Below are 25,929 nucleotides of genomic sequence, written 5' to 3' on the forward strand. Positions count from 1 at the left end.
ATTTTTACCTATTTCTTCTAATAAAGTTTCTAATTCTTTATCTGAATAAACGTAGTATTCTTTCTTTTGTTTTTTAACTTTAAATAGCGGTGGTTGTGCTATATAAACATAACCATTGTCTAGAAGCGGTCTCATATATCTAAAGTAGAATGTCAATAATAACGTTCTAATGTGTGCACCATCGACATCTGCATCGGTCATTATTATTATTTTATGATATCTAGCTTTTTCTATATTAAAATCGTTACCGACACCACAACCATATGCAGTTATCATGTTTTTGATTTCGTCTGATGATAAAATTCTATCTAATCTAGCCTTTTCTACATTAAGTATTTTACCTCTAAGTGGTAATATAGCTTGTGTATATCTATCTCTACCTTGTTTAGCTGAACCACCGGCAGAATCCCCTTCGACTAAGAATATTTCACTCTTAGCAGGATCCTTTTCAGCACAGTCTGCTAATTTTCCTGGTAATGAAGTACTTTCTAGTACAGTTTTTCTTCTTGTTAATTCTCTAGCTCTCTTAGCAGCTTCTCTAGCTCTTTGTGCTCTTAAAGCTTTATCCACAATTACCCTTGCAGTCTGTGGATTTTCTTCTAAGAATGCTCCTAATTCTTCAACTGTTACTGCATCAACTATACCTCTCATTTTAGTGTTACCTAATTTAGTTTTAGTTTGTCCTTCAAATTGAGGATCTGGTAATTTAACTGATACTACAGCTGTAAGACCTTCTCTTATATCTTCACCAGATAAGTTTGATTCGTTTTCTTTTATTAATTTATTTCTCTTTGCATACTCATTTATTGTTTTAGTCAATGCAGCTTTAAATCCTGCTAAATGAGTCCCACCTTCTTGAGTATCTATATTATTAGCAAAAGATAATATATTTTCAGAATATCCATCTGTATATTGGATAGCTATTTCAATCATGCAGTCTTGTATCTTTTTATCTATGTAAACTACATTTTCATGTATAGGTGTTTTTGTTCTGTTAAGATACTCAACAAATTCTCTTATACCTCCATTGTATAAGAATTCTTTTTTCTGTTCTTGTCCTGGTCTTTTATCTTCAAATATTATTCTTACACCCTTATTTAAGAATGCTAACTCTCTTAATCTAGTTTCTAGTATGTTGTAATCAAAAACTATATCGTCAAATATTGTAGCATCTGGCATAAAGTTGATTATTGTACCTGTATGTGTAGATTCACCTACTATTTCTAATTCTGAATCTGTTATACCTTTTTTGTAGCTTTGTCTATATATTTTTCCATTTCTGTAAACTTCCGCAACTAACCATTCTGAAAGTCCATTAACAACAGATATACCAACACCGTGAAGACCACCAGATACTTTGTACCCTCCGCCTCCAAATTTACCACCGGCATGTAGTATTGTAAGTACTGTTTCAAGTGTAGATTTTCCTGTTTTAGGATGAGTTTCAACTGGAATACCTCTACCATCGTCCTTAGTTAGTACACTACCATCCTCATTAATGCATACATATATTCTGTCACAGTATCCTTGCAATGCTTCATCTATACTGTTATCCACAATTTCATACACTAAGTGGTGTAATCCTCTAGGTCCTGTAGATCCAATGTACATACCAGGTCTTAATCTAACTGCTTCTAAGCCCTCTAGTACTTGAATCTGATTTGCACCATATTCTTGTTTCATCTAATTACCTCCATCTTCCATATTTATAACTTTTCCTTTATCTATATAAAAAATTGATGTATCACTCTCATTAAAAATTCTTTTATGTGCTAATTCTGCACTTGTTATGAACATTTGAACATCACCTAAGTTCTCAACTAGTAATTTTTGTCTTGTTTCATCTAGCTCACTAAAAACATCATCTAAAATTAAAACTGGATTTTCGTTGACTTCCTGCTTTATGAGCTCTATCTCAGATAATTTTAGTGAAATAGATACAGTTCTCTGTTGTCCTTGAGAACCGTATAATTTGACATCTAAATCATTTATAAAAATGTTGATATCGTCCTTGTGGATTCCATACTTAGTAGTTCTAGTTTCTATATCGTGCTCTCTATTTTCTTCAAGTTTTTTTAAAAGTTTATTTCTCGCACTTTCAACAGTATCATCCTCAGATAAGTTTATCTGATTTTTATAGGTTATCAACAGTTCTTCATTATTTCCTGTTAATTTCTTGTGCATATCACTGGATATTTTGGAAATTTTTTTTATAAAATCCCTTCTCAATATATAAATATAGGCACCATAATTAGCCAAGCTCTCATCATACACAGATAATAAATTAGCATCTACTATTTTATTTTTTAAAGTTTTATTTTTTTGAATCAATATTTTGTTATAATTAATCAAATAATTATAATATTTAGGCATGATCTGGCTAATTTCTTTATCAATAAACGCTCTTCTTTCTCTCGGGCCATCTTTTACCAGCTTTAAATCTTCAGGAGAGAAAATAACAACATTTAAGTTGCCTAGTAATTCTTGAATTTTATGAATATGAATTTTATTAACTTTTATTCCCTTTTTATTATTCTTGCCAATTGCAACTTCTATTAAACCTGTTGAAGAATTTTTTAAATAATTTCCACCAATATATAAATTTTCACATCCGAATTTTATAATTTCTCTGTCTTTATTAGTTCTAAATGATTTTCCAAACGATAACATATATATAGCTTCCACAATATTAGTTTTTCCTTGGCCATTTTTTCCAACGAGTAGATTTATATTTTTTTCAAAATTTAAATGTAAATTATCGTAATTTCTAAAATTTATTAATTGTAAGCTATTTAATCGCATAAAAGTTTCTCCTTAAAAGTATTAAATCACTTTTATTTGATTTCCTTCTACCTCGACAATATCCCCAGGTATTAATTTTTTACCTCTTCTAGTTTCAACTTCTCCATTGACCTTCACAACACCCTCTTGAATAAGATATTTTGCATGTCCACCTGTTGAAGCTATATCAACAAGCTTTAAAAACTGATCTAACTTTATATACTCTGATTCTATCTTGATTTCAAGCATAATTAACCACCCTCCAAACGAAATATTTAATTTAACCTAATAATTTATTATATCATAAGTGAAAAAAAACCCGTACTATTTATTTTTAGCACGAGTTTTTTATACATTCCTTTTTTGTAATATATTAACAATTGTTAATAATATTGTGGATTATTTAGTGAATTAATTATTAGAAGATATTCTTACTGGTAAAAGTAGATATATGTATCTTGTTCCATCAGCAGGTTTCATTATACATGGATTTACGTTAGTTGTAAATTCCATATATATTTCTTCACAATCTATATTTTTTAGACCTTCTAATAAGTATCTTGAGTTAAATGCTATATCTAAATAATCTCCCTCTAATGACAATGCCACTTCTTCATAGACATTTCCTTTTTCATTATTGGAAGTTATTGCCATCATTGAATCTCTTATAGATAATTTAATAAGATTGTTAAGCTCTGACTGAGAAAGCAATGAAGCTCTTTCTATACTGTTTAATAAATCTTTAGTTTTTAATTTTATTTTTGAATTATACTCTCTTGGGCATAACTTTTTATAATCTATAAACTCTCCATCTAAAAGTCTTGTTACTATTTTAGTTTCATCAATTATGAAAATAGCATTTTTTTCATTAAATCCAACCTTTACATCTTCCTCAGATGATAACAAACTATTCACATCTGTTAGTGTTTTTCCGGGGATAATTACTTTAGCTTTTATATCTTGATTTAAGTTATCCACTTTACAAGTTCTAACTGCAAGTCTATAACCATCTATCGCAACTAAATTTATATCTTCGTTGTCTATTTCTAAAAGTTCTCCCATAAGTATTGGCTTAGTTTGATCTTGTGATGTAGCAAAAACTGTTTGTTTTATCATACTTTTTAATACATCTTGAGGAATACTATATAAGTTATCCTCATTTACATCTGGAATTTGTGGATATTCTTTTGCAGAATCTCCTTTTATTTTAAATTTTGAATTTAAACAATTTATATAAACATTGTTATCTTCATCTGTTTCTATTTCTACAAATGAATCTGGTAATTTTCTGATTATATCACCAAATAATTTTGAATTTATTACTATACTTCCTTGTTCCATAACTTCTGCTGAAACATGAGTTTCTATTCCTATTTCTAAATCGTATCCCTTTAAAACTATTTCATCTTGTTTCGTAACTATTAAAACACCTTTTAATAAATCTAAAGTTGTTTTTGAGTTAATAGCTTTTTGTACAATTCCTATTTTATTTGCTAGTAATTTTTGGTTACAAATTATCTTCAATGTGGATAACCTCCTTATTTCATTTTTAATAAAATAATTAATAATAATGATAGTAGTAATAGTAGTAGGTGTTGTTGATAATGTGTATAAGTATCTCTATATTAATAATATCAAGGGTTATAGCATGTGTATAAAATGTGGATAACTATGTAAAACCCTATGGATAACTTTGTGGATAGATTATGGATAACTTTTTGGCAAAAAATTGTATTAACATATATCCACATACTTATCCACAAAAATTAACAACATAATTGTGAATAACTTTAACCTTTTAAATCCATTATTATCTTGTCTATTTTTTCCTTTAATTCACTATTTTTTTCAAGTTCAAGATCTTTAGATATTTTATCATGAGCGTGAATAACTGTAGTATGATCTCTCCCTCCAAATTCGTTTCCTATTTTCGGTAATGATAAATCAGTAAGCTCTCTACTTAAGTACATTGCTATTTGTCGTGGATAAGCTATAGCTCTAGTTCTTTTTTTAGAGTTAAAATCATCCATTTTTATTCCAAATACTGTAGATACTTTTTCTTTTATTTTATTTACAGATATTTCTTGGCTTTCTGAAGTAGTAACTATATCTTTTAAAGCTTCAACTGCTAGGTCATAAGATATATCTTTGTTGATAAGTGATGAATAAGCTACAACTCTAGTTAATGCTCCCTCTAATTCTCTTATGTTTGATTTTATGTATGTAGCTATGTAGTTCATTACTTCATTCGGAACATCGATATTTTCAATTTGAGCTTTTGTTTTTAATATAGCTATTCTTGTTTCGAAATCAGGTGGTTGAATATCGGCGATTAATCCCATTTCGAAACGAGATCTCAATCTGTCTTCTAGAGTAGGAATCTCTTTTGGAGGTCTATCACTAGAAATAATTATTTGCTTATTGGCTTCGTGTAATGCATTAAAAGTATGGAAAAATTCTTCTTGTGTTCCTTCTTTTCCAGCTATAAATTGAATGTCGTCAATAAGTAGTATATCAACATTTCTATATTTGTTTCTGAATTCCTCGTTTTTATCGCTTTTTATTGAGTTTATAAGTTCGTTTGTAAATTTTTCTGATGAAACATAAACGACCTTAGCATCGTTTTGTTCCTTCATAATTTGATGTCCTATTGCATGCATTAAGTGAGTTTTTCCAAGACCAACTCCTCCATATAAAAATAATGGATTGTACGCTTTTGCTGGTGATTCAGCAACTGCCACACATGCTGCATGAGCAAATCTATTGCTATTACCTATTACAAATGTATCAAATGTGTATTTAGGATTTAAGCGAGGATAGTTTTTAATAATATTATTGCTATTATTGTTTTTATTAGTATTAGTATTTGAAGTTTTTAAAGGATTTTGTTCAACTTCGCTACTATCAGAGATTATTTTTATTTCAAATTTATTTGAAGATAGTTGGCTTAAACAACTTTCTATCAAATTTAAGTATCTAGTTCTCAAGATATCTTCTGCAAATTCGTTTGGAGCTAAAAGAGTTAACTCATTTGAATTTGTTTCAATTGGTACTGTGTTTTTGAAGAAAGTTTCAAAGCTAGCAGAAGCGACTTCACCTTTTATAAGTTGCAATGTTTTTTTCCATAATGAAACGATGTCCATATTTTAAACCTCCAACAAATTATTTGTTTTCCACAGACATATCCACAGAAATGTGAAAAAATACGGTAGTTAGTTTTCTAATATAGATATTAACAGCAAGTAGTGGATAACTTGTGGATAACGTGTGTATATATATTTAAAATAAAAAAATATCAACATGCTGTGGATAAAGTTATTCAGAATATCAAATGTGATAATTTCAACGAATATTTACAATATTGTCAAAAAAAATAAAACTTATACACATAGATATCAACAAGATGTGAATTACTGAATAACTTTATCCACATTATCAACAGGTATATTAATAATATCAGAAATTTTTCCAAATTACAAGATAATACGACTAAATTATCCACAAATAAACAGGGCTGTGGATAATTTAATTAACATATTGTGAATTGCTATTTTTTACTAAAAAAAGTATGATATACACAAGTTAAAAAATTATAAACAGTTATTAAAATCAGTATAATAAAATTATACTTAAAAATTGTGTATTATAGTGGATAAAATTGTGAATAATGTTAATAAAATAGACTAAAAAATTTAGTAATTGTAATATGTTATATGCTCAAAAACTCGTTGACAAGCTAGCTAAAAGGATTTATAATAATATGTGTTATGTTTACTTTGAAAGTAAAATTATTATTTTTATAAATGGAAAAAATTTGAAAGGCGGTGCAAAGAATGAAGAGAACTTATCAGCCAAAAAAAAGACAAAGAAAAAAAGAACACGGATTTAGAAAAAGAATGAAAACTGCTAATGGAAGAAACGTGTTAAAAAGAAGAAGATCTAAAGGAAGAAATAGATTAACTCATTAATTTAAGAAAAGGCCGCTTAGAAAAGTGGCCTTTTTGCGTAATTTTTTTATTTAAAACTAAAAATGAAGCTGTGTTTATGGAGGATTAACCAAGATGTATTTTAATGAAACTGAACGTTTGAGAAAAGACTCTGATTTTAGAAGGGTTTATAAACACGGTAAATCTTTTGCAAATAGATACTTAGTAATGTATATAATGCGAAACAATTTAGAATATAATCGAGTGGGCATATCAGTTTCTAAAAAGGTAGGAAAGGCTAATGTTCGCAATAAGGTTAAAAGAAGAATAAGAGAATCATATAGGTTAGATGTTGACGGAAAAATAAAATCTGGATACGACATAGTTTTTATTGCTAGAGTTGCAATAAGTGATGTGCAATATAATGAAATTAACAAATCTATGAAACATCTTGTAAATAAATTTAAATTATTTAAATAGATAATTGTTTCTAATTATGGAGGTTCAAATTTGTTGAATAAAATAGTTTATATAATGAAGGAAATAAACGTTTATTTATCGAAAGTATGTATTTACTTAATAAGATTTTATCAAAAATATATATCTCCATTGAAAGGACCTACTTGTAGATTTTATCCAACGTGCTCTCAGTATGCAATAGAAGCATTTAAAAAGTATGGAGTGATAAAGGGAGCGTTTTTAAGTATAAAAAGAATACTTAAATGTAATCCATTTCACCCAGGGGGCTATGATCCTCTAAAATAAATATTTCGGGAGGTATACGAATTGTTAGACGCAATAGGTAATGTTTTAGGTTTTATACTTAGCTTTATAGTAAATATAGTTGGAGACTATGGCTGGTCAATATTTGTATTTACTGTATTGGTAAGATTATGCTTAGTACCTTTGATGATTAAACAATTAAAATCAACTAAGGCTATGCAAGATATGCAACCTAAAATATTAGAAATTCAAGAAAAATATAAGAATAAGCCAGAAAAGCAACAAGAAGAATTAATGAAGCTTTACACAGAGGCAAAAATAAACCCAATGGCAGGATGCTTGCCTATGTTTATTCAATTACCGATATTAATGGGGTTATTTGCATTATTAAGAGATCCCGTTGCACATGGTGTATTTGCTTCAAAAGCTGCATATTTAGCAGCGGATCATGGTTTCTTATGGATTGCAAGTGTATCACAAACACATAACCTAAGCTTAGGTATATTATCAGGTGTCAGTGCTTATTTCATGCAAAAATCTATGACAGTTGCTGATGAATCTCAAGCTAAAATGATGCAATCTATGACTATAATGATGACACTTATGTCATTCTATTGGGGATATGTGTATGAAGCAGGTCTTGCACTTTATTGGACAATGAGTAATATATTCTCAATAGCACAATACTATTTAGTAACAAGTCCTTTAAAAGCTAAGATGGCTAACTCTAAGGAGGAAGTAGTTAAAGATGAAAAATCAAACAGAAATAGTAAATCAAGTAAAAAACAACAACCAAACAAAAATAAAAAGTCTGGAAATAAGAAGTAAATCAGAAGAAGAAGCTATACAAAAAGCTATTGAACAACTAAATGTAGATAAGACAGATATAGAAATCGAAGTTATTGAAGCACCTAGTAAGGGGTTTTTAGGATTTATAGGTGCTAAGGATGGTCTTTATAAAATAACTTTAATAGAAAAGGAAATTGATATAGCAAAAGAGTTTATAGAAACAATGTTGCATAATGCAAAAATAAATGCAAATGTAATAGCTACTCAAGAGGATAATTTAATAAAGATTAATATCGAAGGAAAAGAAGCTACATGTTTAATAGGAAGACGTGGCGAAACTTTAGATGCTGTTCAATTTTTAACTGGTTTAGCTCTTAATAAGATAAATAAAGATTCCCACTTTAGAGTATTAGTAGACATAGAAAATTATAGAGAAAAAAGAGAAGAATCTTTAATTAGATATGCTAACAAGGTAGCTAGAGAAGTAGCTAAAACAAGAAAAACTAAAAAATTAGATTATATGAATCCATACGAAAGAAGAATAGTTCATTCAGCCCTTCAAAATGATAAGTATGTAATTACTTACAGTGAAGGAACAGATCCATATAGAAGATTAGTAATTGAGTACAAGAGATAATTTGAAAACCTCCTAAAATATAGGGGGTTTTCTTTTTAAGATTTATTTAATAAAATTAGAGTTGTGCATAATTGATAAAATTCGAAATCTAATATTTACTAGCATCGTATTTTGATTATATATAGTATAATATAAAAATATTTTAAATAGATGTTTATAAAATTTGTAAATTAAGTATAAACTGCTAATAAGTAATTATTAACAATTTATACACAATATATGTGGATAAAAATAGAGAGGTGATAACTTTGTTTATAGATGATACAATAGCAGCTATTGCCACAGCTCCTGGAGAAGGTGGAATAGGTATAATAAGAATAAGTGGAAGTAATTCACTAGAAGTTGCAGAAGAAATATTCAAATCTGTATCTGGCAAAAAAATCAGTGAGTACAATTTAAGATCGTTAATATATGGAGATATTTTTGATGGAGAAAAGAGAATAGATGAAGTTTTAGTAGCATATATGAAGGGACCACATTCATATACAGGTGAAGATGTAATTGAAATAAATTGCCACGGTGGATTTATTTCAGTTAAAAAAATATTAGAATTGATATTAACTAAAGATGTTAGATTAGCAGAAGCTGGTGAATTTACGAAGAGAGCATTTTTAAATGGAAGAATAGATTTATCTCAAGCAGAAGCCGTAATAGATGTAATAAAATCTAAAACTGATAAAGCTCAAGAGGTAGCTCAAAGTCAATTAGAGGGTTCTCTAGCTAAAAAAATAAGAGAGCTTAGAAGTAAGGTTACAGAAGTTTTGGCACAATTGGAAGTATCTATTGATTTTTCGGATGAAGATGTAGAAGATGTAACTTACAAGGAAATAGAAGAAAAATCTCTAGAGTTGAGAGATGAAATCAAAAAATTATATGATTCAGCAGAGAGCGGAAAAATACTTAGAGATGGATTAAAAACTGTAATAATCGGAAAACCAAATGTAGGTAAATCATCTCTACTAAATTCTATCTTAGGTGAAAACAGAGCTATAGTAACAGAAATCCCTGGAACTACAAGAGATGTTATAGAAGAGTTTGTAAATATAAAGGGAATACCTCTAAAGATAGTAGATACAGCAGGTATAAGAGAAACAGAAGATATAGTTGAAAAAATAGGTGTACAAAAATCTAAGGAATCTATTGAATCTGCAGACTTAGTCATAATAGTCCTAGATTCATCAAAACAATTAACTGATGAAGATTTAGAAATACTACAAAGTGCACAAAGCAAAAAGACAATAGTTTTATTAAATAAAATAGATTTAGAACAAGTAATAGACGAATCTGAAATCGAAAAATTCGTAGGAAAAGAAAATATAATAAAAATTTCAGCACTTAAAAATGAGGGAATTGAGCAAATACATGATAAAATAGAATCAATGGTGTTTACAGGAGATGTCAAGAGCTCATCAAGTCTTGTTATAACAAATTCAAGACATAAGGATGCATTATATAAAGCGTATAATTCAATAAACGATGCTATAGATGGAATAATGCAAAGACTGCCATATGATTTTATAGAAGTTGATTTTAAAAACATATGGGATTATTTAGGATATATAAATGGAGATACAGTACAAGAAGATTTATTAGATACAATATTTAGTAACTTCTGTATAGGTAAATAGCAAATTTTAAATACGTAAAAAACTATTTTAATATAAAAATGTTTCACATGAAACATTTTGAGAAAGGAGAAATGATGATAACATTTGATGCAGGAAATTACGACATAATAGTTGTCGGTGCAGGCCATGCAGGATGTGAAGCAGCTCTAGCTTCAGCTAGAATGGGATGCAAGACATTAATGGTTACACTGACACTTGATTCAATTGGAATGATGCCTTGTAATCCATCAATCGGTGGAACAGGAAAAGGACAATTAGTCAGAGAAATAGATGCTTTAGGCGGAGAAATGGGAGTTAACATAGATAAAACTTTTATACAAAGTAGAATGTTAAACACTGCAAAAGGTCCAGCAGTACATTCTCTAAGAGCGCAAGCAGATAAATTTAAATATCATACAGAAATGAAAAAGACACTAGAAAATGAACCTAATCTTGAAATAGTAATGGATGAGGTTATAGATTTAATTAACGACGGACAAGTTATAAAAGGTGTTGTAACTAAATTAGGATGTAAATATCACTCAAAAGCAGTTATATTGGCTACAGGTGTTTATTTAAACTCATTAATTTATGTGGGAGAGGTGACTCTACATGAAGGACCTAATGGACTAGGATATGCAGATCAATTGACTGATAAATTGGTTCAATTAGGATTAGATATGAGACGTTTTAAGACTGGGACACCGGCTAGAATCCACAGAGATAGTATAGATTTTTCTGAAATGGTTATACAAGAAGGCGATGAAAAAATCACACCTTTCTCATTTATGAGTGGAGAGTTAAATATAGACCAAGTACCTTGTTATTTAGCTAGAACTAATTTAGAAACACATAAAGTTATAATGGACAATATAAATAGATCAGCTATGTACAGCGGTAGAGTTCACAGTACAGGACCTAGATATTGCCCATCTATAGAGGATAAGGTTGTGAGATTTAACGATAAAGAATCTCACCAAACATTTATAGAACCAGAAGGTCTAGATACTAAAGAAATGTACATTCAAGGTATATCTACAAGTTTACCTTATGAAGTACAGCTTCAAATGTACAAGACTATGAAGGGGCTTGAAAATTGTAAAATAATGAGACCAGCTTATGCAATTGAGTATGATTGTTTAAATCCTACACAATTAAAGGCTTCTCTTGAAATAAAGGTAACAGAAAACTTATTTAGTGCTGGACAATTCAACGGAACATCAGGATATGAAGAAGCAGCAGCACAAGGTCTTATGGCAGGTATAAATGCAGTTAGAAAGATTCAAGGAAAACAACCTTTTATACTAGATAGATCAGAAGCCTATATCGGAGTTTTAATAGATGATTTAATAACTAAGGGAACTAATGAACCTTATAGAATGATGACATCTAGAGCAGAATATAGATTATACCTAAGACAAGACAATGCTGATATGAGACTTACAGAGAAGGGATATGAAATAGGTCTTGCAACTCAAGAGAGATATGATAGATTCCTAGCTAAGAAGGCTTTAGTAGAAGCTGAATTAGAGAGATTAAAAACTGAAAGAGTTACACCAAAGGAAGTAAATCAATATCTAGCTGAAATGGGTGCGTCAGAAATAAAAGTAGGTCTATCTCTATATGAATTTTTAAAAAGACCAGAAGTCACATATGATTTAATCGAACAAATAGGCAAGGGTGCGTCAGAAGAAGTACCTTATGACGTAAAAGAACAATGTGTGATAATGTCTAAATACGAAGGATATATAGATAAACAATTAAAACAAATAGACCAATTTAAAAAGCTAGAAAATAAAAAGCTATCAGAAGACATAGATTATTCTACTATCGAAGGTCTTAGAATAGAAGCTAGACAAAAGCTTAATAATATAAAACCATTATCAATAGGTCAAGCATCTAGAATATCTGGAGTTTCACCTGCTGATATATCTGTATTACTTATTTATCTTGAACAAATGAGAAGAACGAGAGGTGGTAATAATGAGTAATATAGATATGCTAAAAAAAGGTATAGAGGATTTTGGTCTAGAAGCTAATGAAAAAGTATTAAGTGATTTTCAAAAGTATAAAGAATTATTAGTTGAATGGAATCAAAAGATGAATCTAACAGGTATAGAAGATGAAAAAGAAGTGTTTATAAAGCACTTCTTGGATTCTATATCTGCCGTTACAAAAGGATATATCCAAAATGGAATGTCTTTAATAGATGTAGGTACAGGAGCTGGATTTCCAGGTATGCCACTTAGAATTTGTCTACCAGAATTGAAGGTGACATTACTTGATTCTTTGAATAAAAGAATTAATTTCTTACAAGAGGTATCATCGAAATTATCTATTGATGATATAGAGTTTATCCATGGAAGAGCTGAAGACTTTGGAAAAAATGAAGACTATCGAGAAAAGTATGACATAGCTACAGCAAGAGCAGTTGCAGGATTGCCTGTATTGATGGAATTTTGTGTTCCATTTATAAAGGTTGGGGGATATTTTGTATGCTTAAAAGGGCCTAATGCTAATTTAGAATTAGAAGAATCTAAAAAAGCTATGGAAGTATTAGGCGTTGAATATATTGAAAAAATAGATGTAAAATTACCAGAGAGTGATTTGAATCACAATATATTAATATTTAAAAAAGTTAAAAATACTCCAAGTAAATATCCTAGAAAAGCTGGGAAGGTTTCAAAAAATCCTATAAAATAAATTATAATCTTTTGTAATAATCAAAAATATAAAGGATTATATAGTAAAATGAAGAATAATATCATAAAGTAAGTTGAAAGATTGAGATAGAAAGTGTTTAAAAAAGTCATAATAAGGAAATAAGTTTGTATATAAAAAATAGTTATAGAATGAGAGAGGTATGTTATGGAAGAGAAAATAGTTATAGAAATACCGATTGAAGAAATAGCTCCAAATCCATATCAACCAAGAAAAGTATTTTCTGAAAAATCGTTGGAAGAACTAAAAGATTCAATTGAAAGTTATGGAGTATTACAGCCTATTACTGTTAGAAAAAAGGATGATAAATTTGAATTAGTTGCGGGGGAAAGACGATTAAGAGCTGCTAAATTGGCTAATTTAAAAACTATACCTGCTATATTATACGATATGTCTGATGAAACTTCGGCTGTATTAGCGCTATTAGAAAATTTACAAAGAGAAGATTTAAACTTTATAGAAGAAGCTTTGGGTTATGAAAATTTAATAAAAGAACATAATTTTACACAACAACAATTAGCTCAAAAATTAGGCAAGAACCAATCTACAATTGCTAATAAATTGAGAATATTAAAGCTGCCTACAGCTATAAAGGAATCTCTAATTGAAAATGGACTTACAGAAAGACATGCTAGAGCATTGCTTAAATTACCAAATGAAGAATTAATGAAGGATGTTATATCAAAAATTGTTAAAAATGAGCTTACAGTTAAAAAGACTGAAAAGCTTATAAAAGATATATTAGAAAGTATAGAGCTAGAAAATAATCCCGAGAAAAAACAAAATATAAAATGTTCTATGAGCATAAGAATATATCTTAATACATTAAAACAAGCATATGATGCAATAATAAATACAGGTATTGAAGCTAAATATAATGAAATAGATAAGGGAGATTACATGGAGGTAGTTGTAAAGATCCCTAAGAAATAGAATTACTGCACAGCAGTAATTTTTTTTTAAAAAAGAGGGAGGATAAAACATAATGACGAAAAAAGGATTAAAAAATGATTTAAGTACATTAATAGCAAATATAGGAGAAAATGAAAAACAAAATGAAATTGTAAATGTAAAGATATCTGATATATATCCAAATAATACTCAACCTAGAAAAAATTTTGATGAAGATAAAATTATATCTCTATGCGAATCTATAAAAAAACATGGAGTCCTTCAACCAATAGTGTTAAAGCCTGACGAAAATGGAAAATACATGATTATAGCAGGAGAAAGAAGATACAGAGCTTGTATTATGGCAAAAAAGGAAGAAATTCCAGCTGTAATAAAAAATATACCGATTAAAGAGGTAATGGAAATTGCTTTAGTTGAAAATCTTCAAAGGGAAAACTTAAACATAATAGAAGAAGGAATAGCATATAAAAATTTAATAGAAAAATATAAATCTACACAAGAAGAGCTTGCTTCGCTTGTAGGTAAAAGTAGACCGTATATAACTAATACTATGAGATTATTAAATTTATCTAAGGAAATAATTAAATATATAGAATTAGATAAAATTTCGCCGGGACACGGTAAGGCGTTACTAAGGATTAGTGACGAAAAGAAACAGGTTGAACTAGCACAAAGAATAATAAAAGAAAATTTATCAGTTAGAAAGACAGAAGAAATAGTAAAAAATATGCTAGAGGAGAAAAAAACAAAAACTAAACCAAAAGAAAAAGATATATTTATAAAAGATATAGAGGAGAGACTTACAAATAGCTTAGGAACTAAGGTTAATATTTCTTCAGGAAAGAAAAAGGGCAAAATAGAAATAGAATATTATACAGATGATGATTTAAATGACATAATAGAAAGACTTTTAGAAGAATAATATTTTGATAAAGGAGAATTATGTCAATATATGTTAGATACCTTAAGTAAGAAGAAAAAAATATATTAAATTATAATAAAAAGGCATCCATAGTTTATTTAAATATTGTAAGTTAAAATATAATATGTATTGATTTATATAAAAAAATAGAATTTTTAGAAAAAATACAAATGATAATGATGTAATTAATGTAAGTATAAGTTATAATTATATTATAATAATTAGTAATAATAAATAATGTTAAAGTGGGTGAGATATATGAATATATTGAGTTTAGGGGAAAAAATAAAAAAACTCAGAAAAGAAAAAAATATGACGTTAAAGGAGCTAGCGGGGGATAGAATAACGGCAGCGCAGATAAGTCATATAGAAAGAGATAAGTCTCACACAAGTTATGAGCTTTTGGAGTACTTATCTGAAAGATTAGATGTAAGTATAGACTATCTTTTAGAAACTAAAGAGATGCAATCGAAAAAAATTACTGACAATTTAATTTTACAAAGTGAAATATATATAAAAAGAGATGCGCTAGATGAAGCAGAAAAAGAAATTGAAGAAATTATTAAAATATGCGAGGAATATGATCTTTCTGAAAATTATGGAAAATGCAACTATTTATTAGGGGATATTTACTTAAAAAGAAAAGATAGTGGAAAAGCTAATTTTTATTTTGAGAAAGCACTATTTCATTTTATAAAAAATGATGATAAAAAAAGAATATTCCAATGTTATATGAATATAGCTAATATATATTTTGAAGATAAATTTTATCAAGTTGCTTTAACAAATTATTATTTTGCAAAAGAAATACTAGATGAAATTAATGTAGATGATCCAGATACATATAAGGAATTATACAGTAAAATATCTAAATGCTATATAAGAATGAATGATACTGAAAAAGCATTAGAGTTTATAGAAAAAATAGGGAATATAGATAATGAATATTCTCCAGCGCAAGAAGTTGAAATGTTAGTATTAAAAGCTAAAAAATTATTAGCTGAAGCTAATTATGTAGAATCAAAAGAATATTTTGCAAAGGCATTAAAAATAATAGAAAAAGAAGAGAATAAAGATAAATTAGCTCAAGTATATTTAACAGTTGGAAGCATTTACGGTGAAATGGGAGATAATGAAAAATTCTTAGAATATTCAGAAAAAGTTTATGATATAAAGAAAAATGATTCTGATGAATATATGATGGATAGTTTATTTAATATTATAAAATCTTATATAGATTCAAATGAATTTGAATTAGCTAAAAAATACTCTAAATTAGCATTAGCGGCTGCAATAAAATCAAAGAATAAATACAATGAATTTAGAGCACTAAAATACTATTGTGATATATATAAATACAAAGGGGAAACTGATATATCTATAGAATATCTTATAAAGTGTATAGAAATAGTATCTAAGCTAGGTGATGATAAGACACTAGCTAATTTATATATAGAATTAGGACAGCTGTATTCAGGAGTATCAAAGGAAAAAGAACTAGAATGTTATCAAAAGGGTGTATCTATATTTAAAAAGTTAGAGATAATATAGAAAAGTAAAAAGCTAGACTCTATTAGGGTCTAGTTTTATTCTTGATAATAAACTTATAAGCATAATAAAAATCTTTTATAAGTGAAAAATAAAAAAATATATGATAAGATGTTTATTAAAAGTAATGAAGAAAGGAGTTTGTTAAAATTATAAGATTTTGACAACTAATATTATGAGTGAAATGTATATAGTATCATTTAATTCAACACATCAAGCTATAAAGTGTGATAAAACTTTTGAAAAGAATGAGATGGATTATGCTGTTTTACCAACACCTAGAGAGATAACACAAAGTTGTGGAATATCTATAAAATTTTCAATAGGAAATATAGATAATGTAAAGAAAATTATGAATGAAAACCAAATTGAATATAAAGGTATTTATAAAATTGTAAAATTAGAAACAGGTAAAAAACAAGTAGAACAAATATGTTAAAGGGGAGGATTTAATATGCCGTTAAATCTTAATATAGGAGATACAGTTGAATTAAAAAAACAACATGCTTGCGGTTGCAAGGAGTTCTTGATAATAAGAGTAGGTATGGATATTAAAATTAAGTGTAAAAATTGTGGCAGACTTATAATGCTAGATAGACCTACACTAGAAAAGAGAACAAAAAAAGTAATTCCTAAAAGTGAATAGAAATATTAGCAATAAGCATCAATAAAAGCTAAATGTTAAATAGTAAGAAATTAAAATAAATTTAAAAATAAATACTTGATATATTTATTTAATAATGATAAAATAGACAAGTATGAGATTTAGTTCTCATTTCTCTGCTCTAAAAAGTAGAGCCGTTAAGTCCAAAGGGAGGTGAAAAGAATGAAAAATTATGAATTAGTTTATGTTGTAAAACCAAATTCTGATGATGAAACAAAAGAAAGTGTTTTAAACAAAATAAAAGACGTTATTTCTTCAAATGGTGAAGTAGAAAAAGTTGATGCATGGGGAAACAGAAAATTAGCTTACCCAATAGCTAAATTCACTGAAGGTTTCTATGTATTAGTTAACTTTAAGGCTGGTGTTGAAATTCCAAAAGAATTAGACAGAAACTTAAAGATAAACGAAAACGTAATAAGACATATGATAGTAGTTGCATAATCATAAGTAATCAAACAAAATCATAGGGAGGTTACATTATGAATAATGTAGTTTTAATTGGAAGATTAACAAAGGATCCAGAGCTAAGATATATACCAAATACTGGAACACCTGTTGCTACATTTACTCTTGCAATTGATAGAGATTACACTAAGAAGGATGGAAGCAAGGATACAGATTTTATACCTATAGAGGTTATGGGCAAATCTGCTGAATTCTGTGCTAATTATATATCAAAAGGTAGATTAGTTGCTATCCAAGGAAGTATTAGAGTAGACAGATATCAAACGCAATCAGGAGAAAATAGAACATTTACTAAAGTAAGTGCGAGAAATGTACAAGCTTTAGATAGCAATAGAAGTAAATCAGAAAATCCATATGTTGAAAGTCATCCAGGGTCACAACCTAGTTTTGAGCCAAGTTTTGAACCGAATCAAGGATTAGATCCTAATGGTTTTCAAGCTATAGATGACGACGATATACCATTTTAAAGAAAAGGAGGAATAACAGATGGTAAACAAAAAAAGACGTAAAAAGAGAAGAGTTTGTCAATTTTGTGCATCAAAAGACGCTAAAATAGATTACAAAAACACTCAAAGATTACAAAAGTATATCACTGAAAGAGGTAAAATATTACCAAGAAGAATTTCAGGTACTTGTGCAAAACATCAAAGAGAATTAACAGTGGCAATAAAAAGAGCTAGAAACTTAGCACTTTTACCATACACTTTAGACTAATAAAAAGTAAGCCTTCCATTGAAACATCAAGGAAGGCTTTTTTAGTAAAAAATTAATTTTGCTAAATATAATTTACTTAAGGATATAAAAGGGCGAGTTTTAATACTCGTTTTTCAAATGATATATAATAATATGTGTTATAATAGGTTTATATATTTGATAGTTGCAAATTCACAAAACACTTTACTTATAATTAAATTTTGCGATTATAAAAATAAGTTAAAATATTAGAATGTAATTGTGGGTCATTTATTGAATTATTATAAGTGAAATATTAAATGATATATTACTAAAATAGCTTATTGAATTTATTTTAAAAGCAAATAATAAAATAAGGAGGTAAAGTTGTGAGAATAGATAGAAACTCTGATATTACTAGAAATGTCAAAATAATTGAATGGATGAAAAATGAAATATTAATGAGTGTGAGTGAATTATTTAATATTTTATTTAAAGGAGTAAAATCAGCTGATGAAGCACTTCAAGATATATTAGCCAATATTATAATGATAACGTATCTTTTGGCGAAGAGACTTGGAATAAGTTTTAACGAGATAGATTACAGAATAAAAGAGAAAACTTCATTAGGAATAAAAGAAGATCACAGTATAGAAAAATGGTATGGAGATTTGACTAATTTAAAAAATCATATTGAAAATAGGGAGTGATTATGAATTGAGTAAAAAATTGACATTACCCCAAACGTTACTAATTACATTGTTTTGTGTGGCGATGATATTAGCTATATTTGATATACCAGGTTTAAGTATATTAACTATTGGTGTATCATCTTTGTTTGTGGTAATTGCTACTTTATCAGATAGTAAAGGGATTTTTATATCTATTGCAATGGTAATTTTAGCCCTTGTATTTTTTATAAATCCAGTATATATTTTTGATATTTGTTTAAATTGTATTATACCAGGGATAATAATTGGTGCGATTACGAAGAATGTGTTGAATTATAAAGAGAGCGATAATAAGTTTGAGCCTATTTTTGCAGGGACTATTGCGTTTATTTTTGGACTAATAGCAAATTATTTAATATCAAAGTATTTATTTAATATTAACATATTAGAAGAATTTACTTCTGTCATGAAAGCACAATTATCTACACAAATTGATGCAATACAAAAATCTGTATCTACTTTGACATCAGCGCCAAAGCTTACAGAGGAGTCTATAATACAAACTATTTTAAACATTATGCCATTGATATTATTTTCTAGAGCGATACTATTAGCTATACTTACATATTTTTTAGCTATATTTACCTTGAAGAAAATAAAAAGAATAGACTTAAATAAATTAAAGGAAATAAAATTTTCTAGATTTTATTTACCGGGAAATGCTGTGATGACTTCATTTGTTTTGTATATAGTTATACTCTTGCTAGAAATGTTTAATACTCCGTTATATACAGATTTGATATTGATGAATTTAGAGATGATATTTTATATATTATTTCTAATACAAGGAGTATCGGTAGCTATATTTTTTACAAAAAAATGGCTTAGAAGCGGTCAATTGATTAAAATCATTCTAGGAATTATAGCTATAGTTTTATTTGGTGTGATGGGAATTTCTATATTGGGAATGGTAGATAGTATATTTGATTTTAGAAAGGTAAAGAGTTGTGAAGTAATATAGGAGGACAAAAATGAGGAATAAACCAAATTTCAAAATAAATATGCCGGAAATAAATGCTTATATATTGATAATAGGGATAATGAGTATATTTCTTCTTACTTACAATTTATATTTAGGTGGTTTATTTTTCTTCGGTTTTATATATATAGTTTTTCACAATTGGAGAATTGCTAGTCTAAGAAAAAAAGAGTGGAATAAATACATCCAAAATTTATCTTTAGATATGGATGAAACTACAAAAAAAGCCATAATGAATTTACCTATTCCCCTTTGTATATTAGAATTTGATGGAAATATAAATTGGTATAACAACAAATTCTATGAAATGACAGGCTCACCAGATTTACTAGGTGAAAATATAGATAATATAATAGAAAACCTAGATTTAAGAAAAGTTTTAAATGAAAATAAGGAAATGTATACTGATGTAGAATACAAAAACAGACAGTATACAGTAGTTTATAATGTTATAAAAAATGAACAAAATAATAATGCTAAGTATTTGATGATGCTATACTGGATGGATAATACAGATTATCTACAATTAAAGCAAAAATACGAAGATGATAAAAATGTAATCATATTGATACAGGTAGATGAATATGATGAAGTTCTAAAGAGTGCTCCAGAGGAAAATAGATCTTTGATAACAGTTGAATTAGAACGAATTTTAACAGCTGTATTTGAAAATAATCTAAAAGGAGCAATCAAGAAAACATCTAATGATAAATATGTAGTTTTTACTAGAGAAAAAGAATTAAAGAAATTACAAGAAAATAAATTTACAATACTAGATACTGTAAGAAATATAAATTGTGGTAACTCCCTTCCAGTCACAGTAAGTATAGGTGTAGGTAGAGAAGGAGAATCTTTGTATGATGATTTACAACGTGCTAATGGAGCTTTAGACTTGGCTCTAGGTAGAGGTGGAGATCAAGCTGTTGTCAAAACACAGGATAAATTTGAATTTTATGGTGGAAAATCAAAAGCAGTAGAAAAGACTACAAAGGTTAAATCTAGATTAATAGGATATGCCCTTAAGGAGGTAATATCACAAAGCGACAATATATATATTATGGGACACAAATATCCAGATTTAGACGCTATAGGTGCTGCTGTAGGTATATTTGATATATGCAAATCTTGTGGAAAATCAGCAAATATAGTACTTGATCAGGTTAATGACTCTATAGAAGAATTTGTCAAAAAAGTGAAAAAGCAAGAATATTATAAGGGATTGTTTGTAACTTGTGAAGAGGCTATAAAAAACTGCAATAAGGATACACTTGTAATAGTTGTAGATACTCATAGACCTAGCTATACAGAGTGCCAAGAATTATTAGGTATTGCTAAGAAGGTTATCGTAATAGATCATCATAGAAGAGGTGTGGAATTTATAAAGGATACAGTTTTACTATTCCATGAAATATATGTATCTTCTACATGTGAAATGGTAACCGAATTAATTCAATACTTAGAAGATGATGTCAAAATAAATAAATTAACTGCAGAAGGTCTACTTGCAGGTATTAATTTAGACACTAAATTCTTTGCATTTAAGACAGGAGTGAGAACATTTGAGGCTGCATCGTATCTGAAAAAAATAGGTGCAGATACTGTTGAAACTAAGATGCTATTCAAATCAAATGTTGAAGATTTTATTGCCAGAGCTGATATTATAAAAAACACTAAAATAATAAATAAAAGAATATGTATAGCTTATTCAGAGTCAGAGATAAGTAACATAAATGTAGTTATAGCTAAGGCTGCTGATGAGCTTTTAAATGTTAAAAATGTCGAGGCTTCTTTTGTTTTAGGGCATAAAAACGACACAGTATTTATTAGTGCAAGATCATTAGGGCAAATTAACGTCCACGTTCTCATGGAAAAGCTAGGAGGCGGTGGACACATAGATATAGCTGGTGCTCAGCTTAAAAACGTAACACTTAATGAAGCTTATAAAATGGTGCATCAGATAATAGAAGAGTATTTAGAGGAGGAAGAGTAATGAAAGTAATATTATTAAAAGACGTAAAAGGTACAGGTAAAAAAGGTGAAGTTAAAGAAGTAAGTGATGGATATGCAAGAAATTTCTTATTACCTAAAAAAATGGCAAAATTAGCAGATAATCAAGCTATGAAGGAATTAAAAGAACAAAATAAATCAGCTGAAATAAAAGCAGAAAAACAATACGAAGAAGCTGTTGAATTAGGAAATAAAATGAAAGACATGAATATAGAAATATATTCAAAAGCAGGAGAAGGCGGAAGATTATTCGGCTCAATAACTGCAAAGGAAATAGCAGAACAACTTAAAAAACAAAAAGGTATAACTGTTGATAAGAGAAAAATAATGCTAGAAGAACCAATAAGAGCTTTAGGTTCTAGTTTTGTTGAAATAAAAATTCATCAAAAGGTTGTAACAAAAATAAGAGTAGACGTAAAAGAAAAATAAACCTGAACTTGAGGTGATGAATAATGGAGGATAATACAAGAATTCCTCCACATAGTGTGGAAGCAGAGCAATCTGTACTAGGTTCTATATTACTAGATAAAGATGCTATGATAAGTGTCTCTGAGACATTGATACCAGAGGATTTTTATAAAGAAGCACATAAGGTAATTTACGAATGTATGCTTAAGCTTTATAATAGTCAATCTGAAATAGATTTAATAACATTAGCAGAAGAACTAAGGGATCAGGGGTATTTAGATGATATAGGAGGAATACCTTATATAACAAGTTTATCGACTATTGTTCCTACTACATCTAATATAAAATACTATGTAAATATAGTAAAAGAAAAGTCTATAGTTAGACAACTTATATCTGCAGCGAATGATATTATAAATTTAAGTTATGATAGTTCTGCAAAGGTAGAAGATGTTCTAGAGAATGCAGAAAAGAAAATTTTCGATATATCTCAAGAGAGAACAACTAATGATTTTAAACAAATAAATCAAGTTTTAAGAGATACTTATGATATGATTGAAAAGTTATATACAGAAAAGAACGAGGTTACTGGGCTGACTACAGGATTTAGAGATTTAAATAAAAAAATAAATGGATTTCAAAAATCTGACTTGCTATTAGTAGCAGCACGTCCAGCAATGGGTAAGACTGCTTTTGCTCTTAATTTAGTTCAGAATGCGGCACTTAAAGGCGATGCATCTGTTGCAGTATTTAGTCTTGAAATGTCCAAGGAACAGCTTGTTCAGCGTATGTTATCTTCTCAATCTAATGTAGAATTAAAAAAGATAAAAACAGGTAAATTAAATGCTAATGATTGGCCGAGAATAATAGAAGCTATGGCAGTTTTATCAGAGGCTAAAATTCATATTGACGATACACCTGGTATAAAAATATCTGAATTGAGATCAAAATGTAGAAAATTAAAGATAGAAAAAGGGCTTGATTTAGTCTTGATAGATTATTTGCAGCTTATGGAAGGCGAAGGAAATAACGAAAGTAGACAGCAAGAGATTGCAAAAATATCTAGATCGTTAAAAATATTAGCTAAAGAGTTGAATTGTCCAGTTGTTGCATTATCTCAATTATCAAGAGCGCCAGAACAAAGGGCAGATCATAGACCGATGCTTTCTGACCTTAGAGAGTCAGGTTCTATAGAACAGGATGCTGATATAGTAATGTTTTTATATAGAGATGAATATTACAATCCAGATACAGAAAGCAAGAATATCGGTGAAGTTATAGTTTCAAAAAATAGACATGGAGAAACTGGTACTATAGAGCTAGTTTGGTTTGGTGAAGTGCAAAAATTTGCCGATAAAATTAGAGAATAGCATATTATATGAATATATATTAAAAAAAAGTGTATATTAAAGAATAATTATACACAATATCCACAGGGATCTGTTGATAATTGTGTATAATTTATGTTGTTTATAATTAAAAACAAATTAATTCTATTTAGATTTTAAATAAAGTTGCAATAAAGTCGAATGTTTGATAAACTATTAGACGGAAGTGTTCGAAAATTAATAATAATTTATATAGAGGTGAAAGTATGAAAACAGTAGCAGTTGTAGGCTCTCAATGGGGAGACGAAGGAAAAGGTAAAGTTATAGATTTCTTAGCTACTCAAGCAGATGTAGTAATAAGAGCTCAAGGTGGAAATAACGCTGGTCATACTATAGTAGTAGATGGTAAAAAATTCGCATTAAGATTAATCCCATCAGGAATATTAAATCCAAATACTATCAACGTTATAGGTAATGGTATAGTTTTTGACCCAAAAGGTTTCTTTGAAGAACTTGAAATGTTACAAGAAAATGGAATAGATACTAAAAATATTAGAATAAGCGATAGATGTCATATCATATTCCCATATCATAAAGAGCTTGACGGTTTATCAGAAGAAGCTAGAGGAGATAACAAAATAGGAACTACTAAAAGAGGTATAGGTCCTTGTTACATGGATAAAACTGAAAGATCAGGAATAAGAATGTGTGACTTAATGGACGAAGAAGTATTTGCTAAAAAATTAAAAATTCAAATAGACGCAAAAAATAAAATAGTTCAAGGTGTATATGACAAAGCTGAACCAATGTTTGACTATGATGAAATATACAAAGAATTCATGGAATATGCTAAAAAATTAAGACCATTTGTTGCAGACACAACAGTTATAGTTTATGATGCAATAAAAGCTGGTAAAAAAGTATTATTTGAAGGTGCTCAAGGTGCACTACTAGACTTAGACTTAGGAACATACCCATTCGTAACTTCTTCACATCCATTATCAGGTGGATTTGCAGTAGGTTCTGGTATAGGTCCTAACATGATAAAAGAAGTTGTAGGTATAGTTAAATCTTATACTACAAGAGTTGGTGAAGGACCATTTGTTACTGAACAATTAAACGAAATAGGTGACTTAATAAGAGAAAGAGGTCATGAATTCGGTACAGTAACAGGTAGATCAAGAAGATGTGGATGGTTTGATGCAGTTGTTGTAAAATACTCAGCAAGAATAAATGGTTTAACTAGTATAGCATTCATGTTATTAGACGTTTTAACTGGATTTGACAAGATACAAATATGTACAGCTTATAAATGTGGCGACGAAATAATAAAAGATTTCCCAGCTTCATTAGAAAAATTAGCTAAATGTGAACCAGTTTACGAAGAATTAGATGGATGGACTGAAGATATAACTAAGGTTGAAAAATTCGAAGATCTTCCAGAAAACGCTAAAAAATATATAGCTAGAGTAGAAGAATTAATAGGTGTCGACATAGACTTAGTTTCTGTTGGACCAAATAGAGCTCAAACTATAATAAGAAAAAATGTATTCGATAAATAATAGATTATAAAATAGAAAGGATGTATCATTAGATTAGAATCTAAATGGTACATCCTTTTTTTAATCAAATTTGCTTTCCCATCTTAGGTCTTTTCCGACGAATTTAACTAATGTAAATTTATCGAAAATTCTAGATGAAATTCTCTCAGTATAAGTTTCTGCTAGCTTCGTAAGAGAGAAGTTAGTTGATATAATAGTTTTCTTTTTGTTTAAAAGTCTAGTATTTAATATCATAAATAGCTCACTTACAGTAAATGTATTAGTAAGCTCAGTTCCCAAGTCATCTATTATCAAAAGGTCACATTCGAATAGGTTATTGTAGTTGTCCTTTGATATAGAGCTGTTGGCGTTGTGGAATTTGTATTCCTCTATAATATCAAACATTTTAAAGGCTGTTTGATATATAACTGTAAATCCCTTGTCCAAGAGTGCCTTTGCAATGCAATTTGACATAAATGTTTTTCCTAGACCAGTATCTCCATAGAACAGTAGATTCTCTTCATTTTCTTTCGTAAAATTTTGAACAAACATTTCACATATAGCTGAA

The 25,929-nt window shown here is 28.6% G+C and carries 28 protein-coding genes; 22 read left to right on the forward strand and 6 right to left on the reverse strand.

The genetic code is table 11. The annotated features are described in order from the left end of the window. From gyrB to dnaA, 5 genes are all read right to left on the reverse strand, one after another. Positions 1 to 1,683, reverse strand: a 1,683-nt coding sequence (gene gyrB, locus MR593_RS04135; protein WP_290687154.1) for a DNA topoisomerase (ATP-hydrolyzing) subunit B, incomplete at its 3' end; no start/stop codon positions are given. After that, positions 1,684 to 2,802, reverse strand: a complete 1,119-nt coding sequence (gene recF / locus MR593_RS04140) for a DNA replication/repair protein RecF (RefSeq protein ID WP_290687156.1) — start codon at positions 2,800 to 2,802, stop codon at positions 1,684 to 1,686. A gap of 21 nt (positions 2,803 to 2,823) precedes the next feature. Continuing rightward, complete coding sequence (gene yaaA / locus MR593_RS04145; RefSeq protein WP_290687158.1) at positions 2,824 to 3,030, reverse strand: S4 domain-containing protein YaaA; 207 nt, start codon at positions 3,028 to 3,030, stop codon at positions 2,824 to 2,826. Positions 3,031 to 3,192: 162 nt separating this feature from the next. Next, entirely contained in the window at positions 3,193 to 4,305 is a 1,113-nt protein-coding gene (gene dnaN, locus MR593_RS04150) for a DNA polymerase III subunit beta (protein WP_290687160.1), read from the reverse strand. 266 nt (positions 4,306 to 4,571) lie between these two features. Next, positions 4,572 to 5,924, reverse strand: coding sequence for a chromosomal replication initiator protein DnaA (gene dnaA / locus MR593_RS04155; protein WP_290687161.1), 1,353 nt, complete (start codon positions 5,922 to 5,924; stop codon positions 4,572 to 4,574). Between the two features lie 690 nt (positions 5,925 to 6,614). Between dnaA and rpmH the strand changes: the two genes are divergently transcribed. From rpmH to MR593_RS04265, 22 genes are all read left to right on the forward strand, one after another. Then, positions 6,615 to 6,749 carry a 50S ribosomal protein L34 gene (gene rpmH, locus MR593_RS04160; protein ID WP_290687162.1) on the forward strand — a complete coding sequence of 45 codons (135 nt, stop codon included), beginning with the start codon at positions 6,615 to 6,617 and terminating at the stop codon, positions 6,747 to 6,749. A gap of 93 nt (positions 6,750 to 6,842) precedes the next feature. Next, positions 6,843 to 7,187, forward strand: coding sequence for a ribonuclease P protein component (gene rnpA / locus MR593_RS04165; RefSeq protein WP_290687164.1), 345 nt, complete (start codon positions 6,843 to 6,845; stop codon positions 7,185 to 7,187). A gap of 33 nt (positions 7,188 to 7,220) precedes the next feature. Then, positions 7,221 to 7,472 (forward strand): membrane protein insertion efficiency factor YidD, encoded by a 252-nt coding sequence (gene yidD / locus MR593_RS04170; protein WP_290687166.1) that lies wholly within the window; start codon positions 7,221 to 7,223, stop codon positions 7,470 to 7,472. Between the two features lie 21 nt (positions 7,473 to 7,493). Then, a complete protein-coding gene (locus MR593_RS04175; protein ID WP_290687168.1) occupies positions 7,494 to 8,258 on the forward strand; it encodes a YidC/Oxa1 family membrane protein insertase in 765 nt (254 codons plus the stop codon). Further along, the gene (gene jag / locus MR593_RS04180; RefSeq protein WP_290687170.1) at positions 8,179 to 8,856 is read left to right on the forward strand and encodes an RNA-binding cell elongation regulator Jag/EloR; all 678 of its coding nucleotides are present in this window, start codon (positions 8,179 to 8,181) and stop codon (positions 8,854 to 8,856) included. Before MR593_RS04175 ends, jag begins: the two co-directional genes overlap by 80 nt. A 248-nt stretch (positions 8,857 to 9,104) precedes the next feature. Then, positions 9,105 to 10,484, forward strand: a complete 1,380-nt coding sequence (mnmE, locus tag MR593_RS04185; RefSeq protein WP_290687171.1) for a tRNA uridine-5-carboxymethylaminomethyl(34) synthesis GTPase MnmE — start codon at positions 9,105 to 9,107, stop codon at positions 10,482 to 10,484. A 74-nt stretch (positions 10,485 to 10,558) separates the two neighbouring features. After that, positions 10,559 to 12,454, forward strand: a complete 1,896-nt coding sequence (gene mnmG, locus MR593_RS04190) for a tRNA uridine-5-carboxymethylaminomethyl(34) synthesis enzyme MnmG (RefSeq protein WP_290687189.1) — start codon at positions 10,559 to 10,561, stop codon at positions 12,452 to 12,454. Then, the gene (gene rsmG, locus MR593_RS04195; protein WP_290687173.1) at positions 12,447 to 13,166 is read left to right on the forward strand and encodes a 16S rRNA (guanine(527)-N(7))-methyltransferase RsmG; all 720 of its coding nucleotides are present in this window, start codon (positions 12,447 to 12,449) and stop codon (positions 13,164 to 13,166) included. The genes mnmG and rsmG overlap by 8 nt, the downstream gene beginning before the upstream one ends. A 165-nt stretch (positions 13,167 to 13,331) precedes the next feature. Beyond that, positions 13,332 to 14,117, forward strand: a complete 786-nt coding sequence (gene noc / locus MR593_RS04200) for a nucleoid occlusion protein (protein WP_290687174.1) — start codon at positions 13,332 to 13,334, stop codon at positions 14,115 to 14,117. A gap of 52 nt (positions 14,118 to 14,169) precedes the next feature. Then, positions 14,170 to 15,018, forward strand: a complete 849-nt coding sequence (locus MR593_RS04205) for a ParB/RepB/Spo0J family partition protein (protein WP_290687175.1) — start codon at positions 14,170 to 14,172, stop codon at positions 15,016 to 15,018. Between the two features lie 258 nt (positions 15,019 to 15,276). Continuing rightward, positions 15,277 to 16,569: a helix-turn-helix domain-containing protein gene (locus tag MR593_RS04210; RefSeq protein WP_290687176.1), complete on the forward strand. Its 1,293-nt coding sequence runs from the start codon at positions 15,277 to 15,279 to the stop codon at positions 16,567 to 16,569. A 172-nt stretch (positions 16,570 to 16,741) separates the two neighbouring features. Next, complete coding sequence (locus tag MR593_RS04215; RefSeq protein ID WP_290687177.1) at positions 16,742 to 17,005, forward strand: DUF3343 domain-containing protein; 264 nt, start codon at positions 16,742 to 16,744, stop codon at positions 17,003 to 17,005. 15 nt (positions 17,006 to 17,020) lie between these two features. Then, positions 17,021 to 17,212: a DUF951 domain-containing protein gene (locus MR593_RS04220; protein ID WP_290687178.1), complete on the forward strand. Its 192-nt coding sequence runs from the start codon at positions 17,021 to 17,023 to the stop codon at positions 17,210 to 17,212. A 180-nt stretch (positions 17,213 to 17,392) separates the two neighbouring features. Beyond that, on the forward strand, positions 17,393 to 17,671 hold the full coding sequence (gene rpsF, locus MR593_RS04225) for a 30S ribosomal protein S6 (RefSeq protein ID WP_290687179.1): 279 nt from the start codon (positions 17,393 to 17,395) through the stop codon (positions 17,669 to 17,671). Positions 17,672 to 17,709: 38 nt separating this feature from the next. Then, positions 17,710 to 18,162 carry a single-stranded DNA-binding protein gene (locus MR593_RS04230; protein ID WP_290687180.1) on the forward strand — a complete coding sequence of 151 codons (453 nt, stop codon included), beginning with the start codon at positions 17,710 to 17,712 and terminating at the stop codon, positions 18,160 to 18,162. A 19-nt stretch (positions 18,163 to 18,181) separates the two neighbouring features. Beyond that, entirely contained in the window at positions 18,182 to 18,409 is a 228-nt protein-coding gene (rpsR, locus tag MR593_RS04235; RefSeq protein WP_290687181.1) for a 30S ribosomal protein S18, read from the forward strand. Between the two features lie 347 nt (positions 18,410 to 18,756). Next, positions 18,757 to 19,077, forward strand: coding sequence for a MazG-like family protein (locus MR593_RS04240; protein ID WP_290687182.1), 321 nt, complete (start codon positions 18,757 to 18,759; stop codon positions 19,075 to 19,077). Between the two features lie 7 nt (positions 19,078 to 19,084). Beyond that, positions 19,085 to 20,059, forward strand: a complete 975-nt coding sequence (locus tag MR593_RS04245; RefSeq protein ID WP_290687183.1) for a DUF2232 domain-containing protein — start codon at positions 19,085 to 19,087, stop codon at positions 20,057 to 20,059. 10 nt (positions 20,060 to 20,069) lie between these two features. After that, positions 20,070 to 22,067: a DHH family phosphoesterase gene (locus tag MR593_RS04250; protein ID WP_290687184.1), complete on the forward strand. Its 1,998-nt coding sequence runs from the start codon at positions 20,070 to 20,072 to the stop codon at positions 22,065 to 22,067. Next, complete coding sequence (gene rplI / locus MR593_RS04255; protein WP_290687185.1) at positions 22,067 to 22,513, forward strand: 50S ribosomal protein L9; 447 nt, start codon at positions 22,067 to 22,069, stop codon at positions 22,511 to 22,513. Before MR593_RS04250 ends, rplI begins: the two co-directional genes overlap by 1 nt. Before the next feature lie 23 nt (positions 22,514 to 22,536). After that, on the forward strand, positions 22,537 to 23,862 hold the full coding sequence (gene dnaB, locus MR593_RS04260; protein WP_290687186.1) for a replicative DNA helicase: 1,326 nt from the start codon (positions 22,537 to 22,539) through the stop codon (positions 23,860 to 23,862). 224 nt (positions 23,863 to 24,086) lie between these two features. Then, positions 24,087 to 25,382, forward strand: coding sequence for an adenylosuccinate synthase (locus MR593_RS04265; RefSeq protein ID WP_290687187.1), 1,296 nt, complete (start codon positions 24,087 to 24,089; stop codon positions 25,380 to 25,382). A gap of 60 nt (positions 25,383 to 25,442) precedes the next feature. On the opposite strand, the gene MR593_RS04270 is transcribed toward MR593_RS04265, so the two are convergent. Next, positions 25,443 to 25,929 (reverse strand): ATP-binding protein (locus tag MR593_RS04270; RefSeq protein WP_290687188.1); only part of this gene is annotated, 487 nt, incomplete at its 5' end.

The sequence above is a fragment of the Intestinibacter sp. genome, assembly GCF_022780145.1.
GTDB lineage: Bacteria > Bacillota > Clostridia > Peptostreptococcales > Peptostreptococcaceae > Intestinibacter.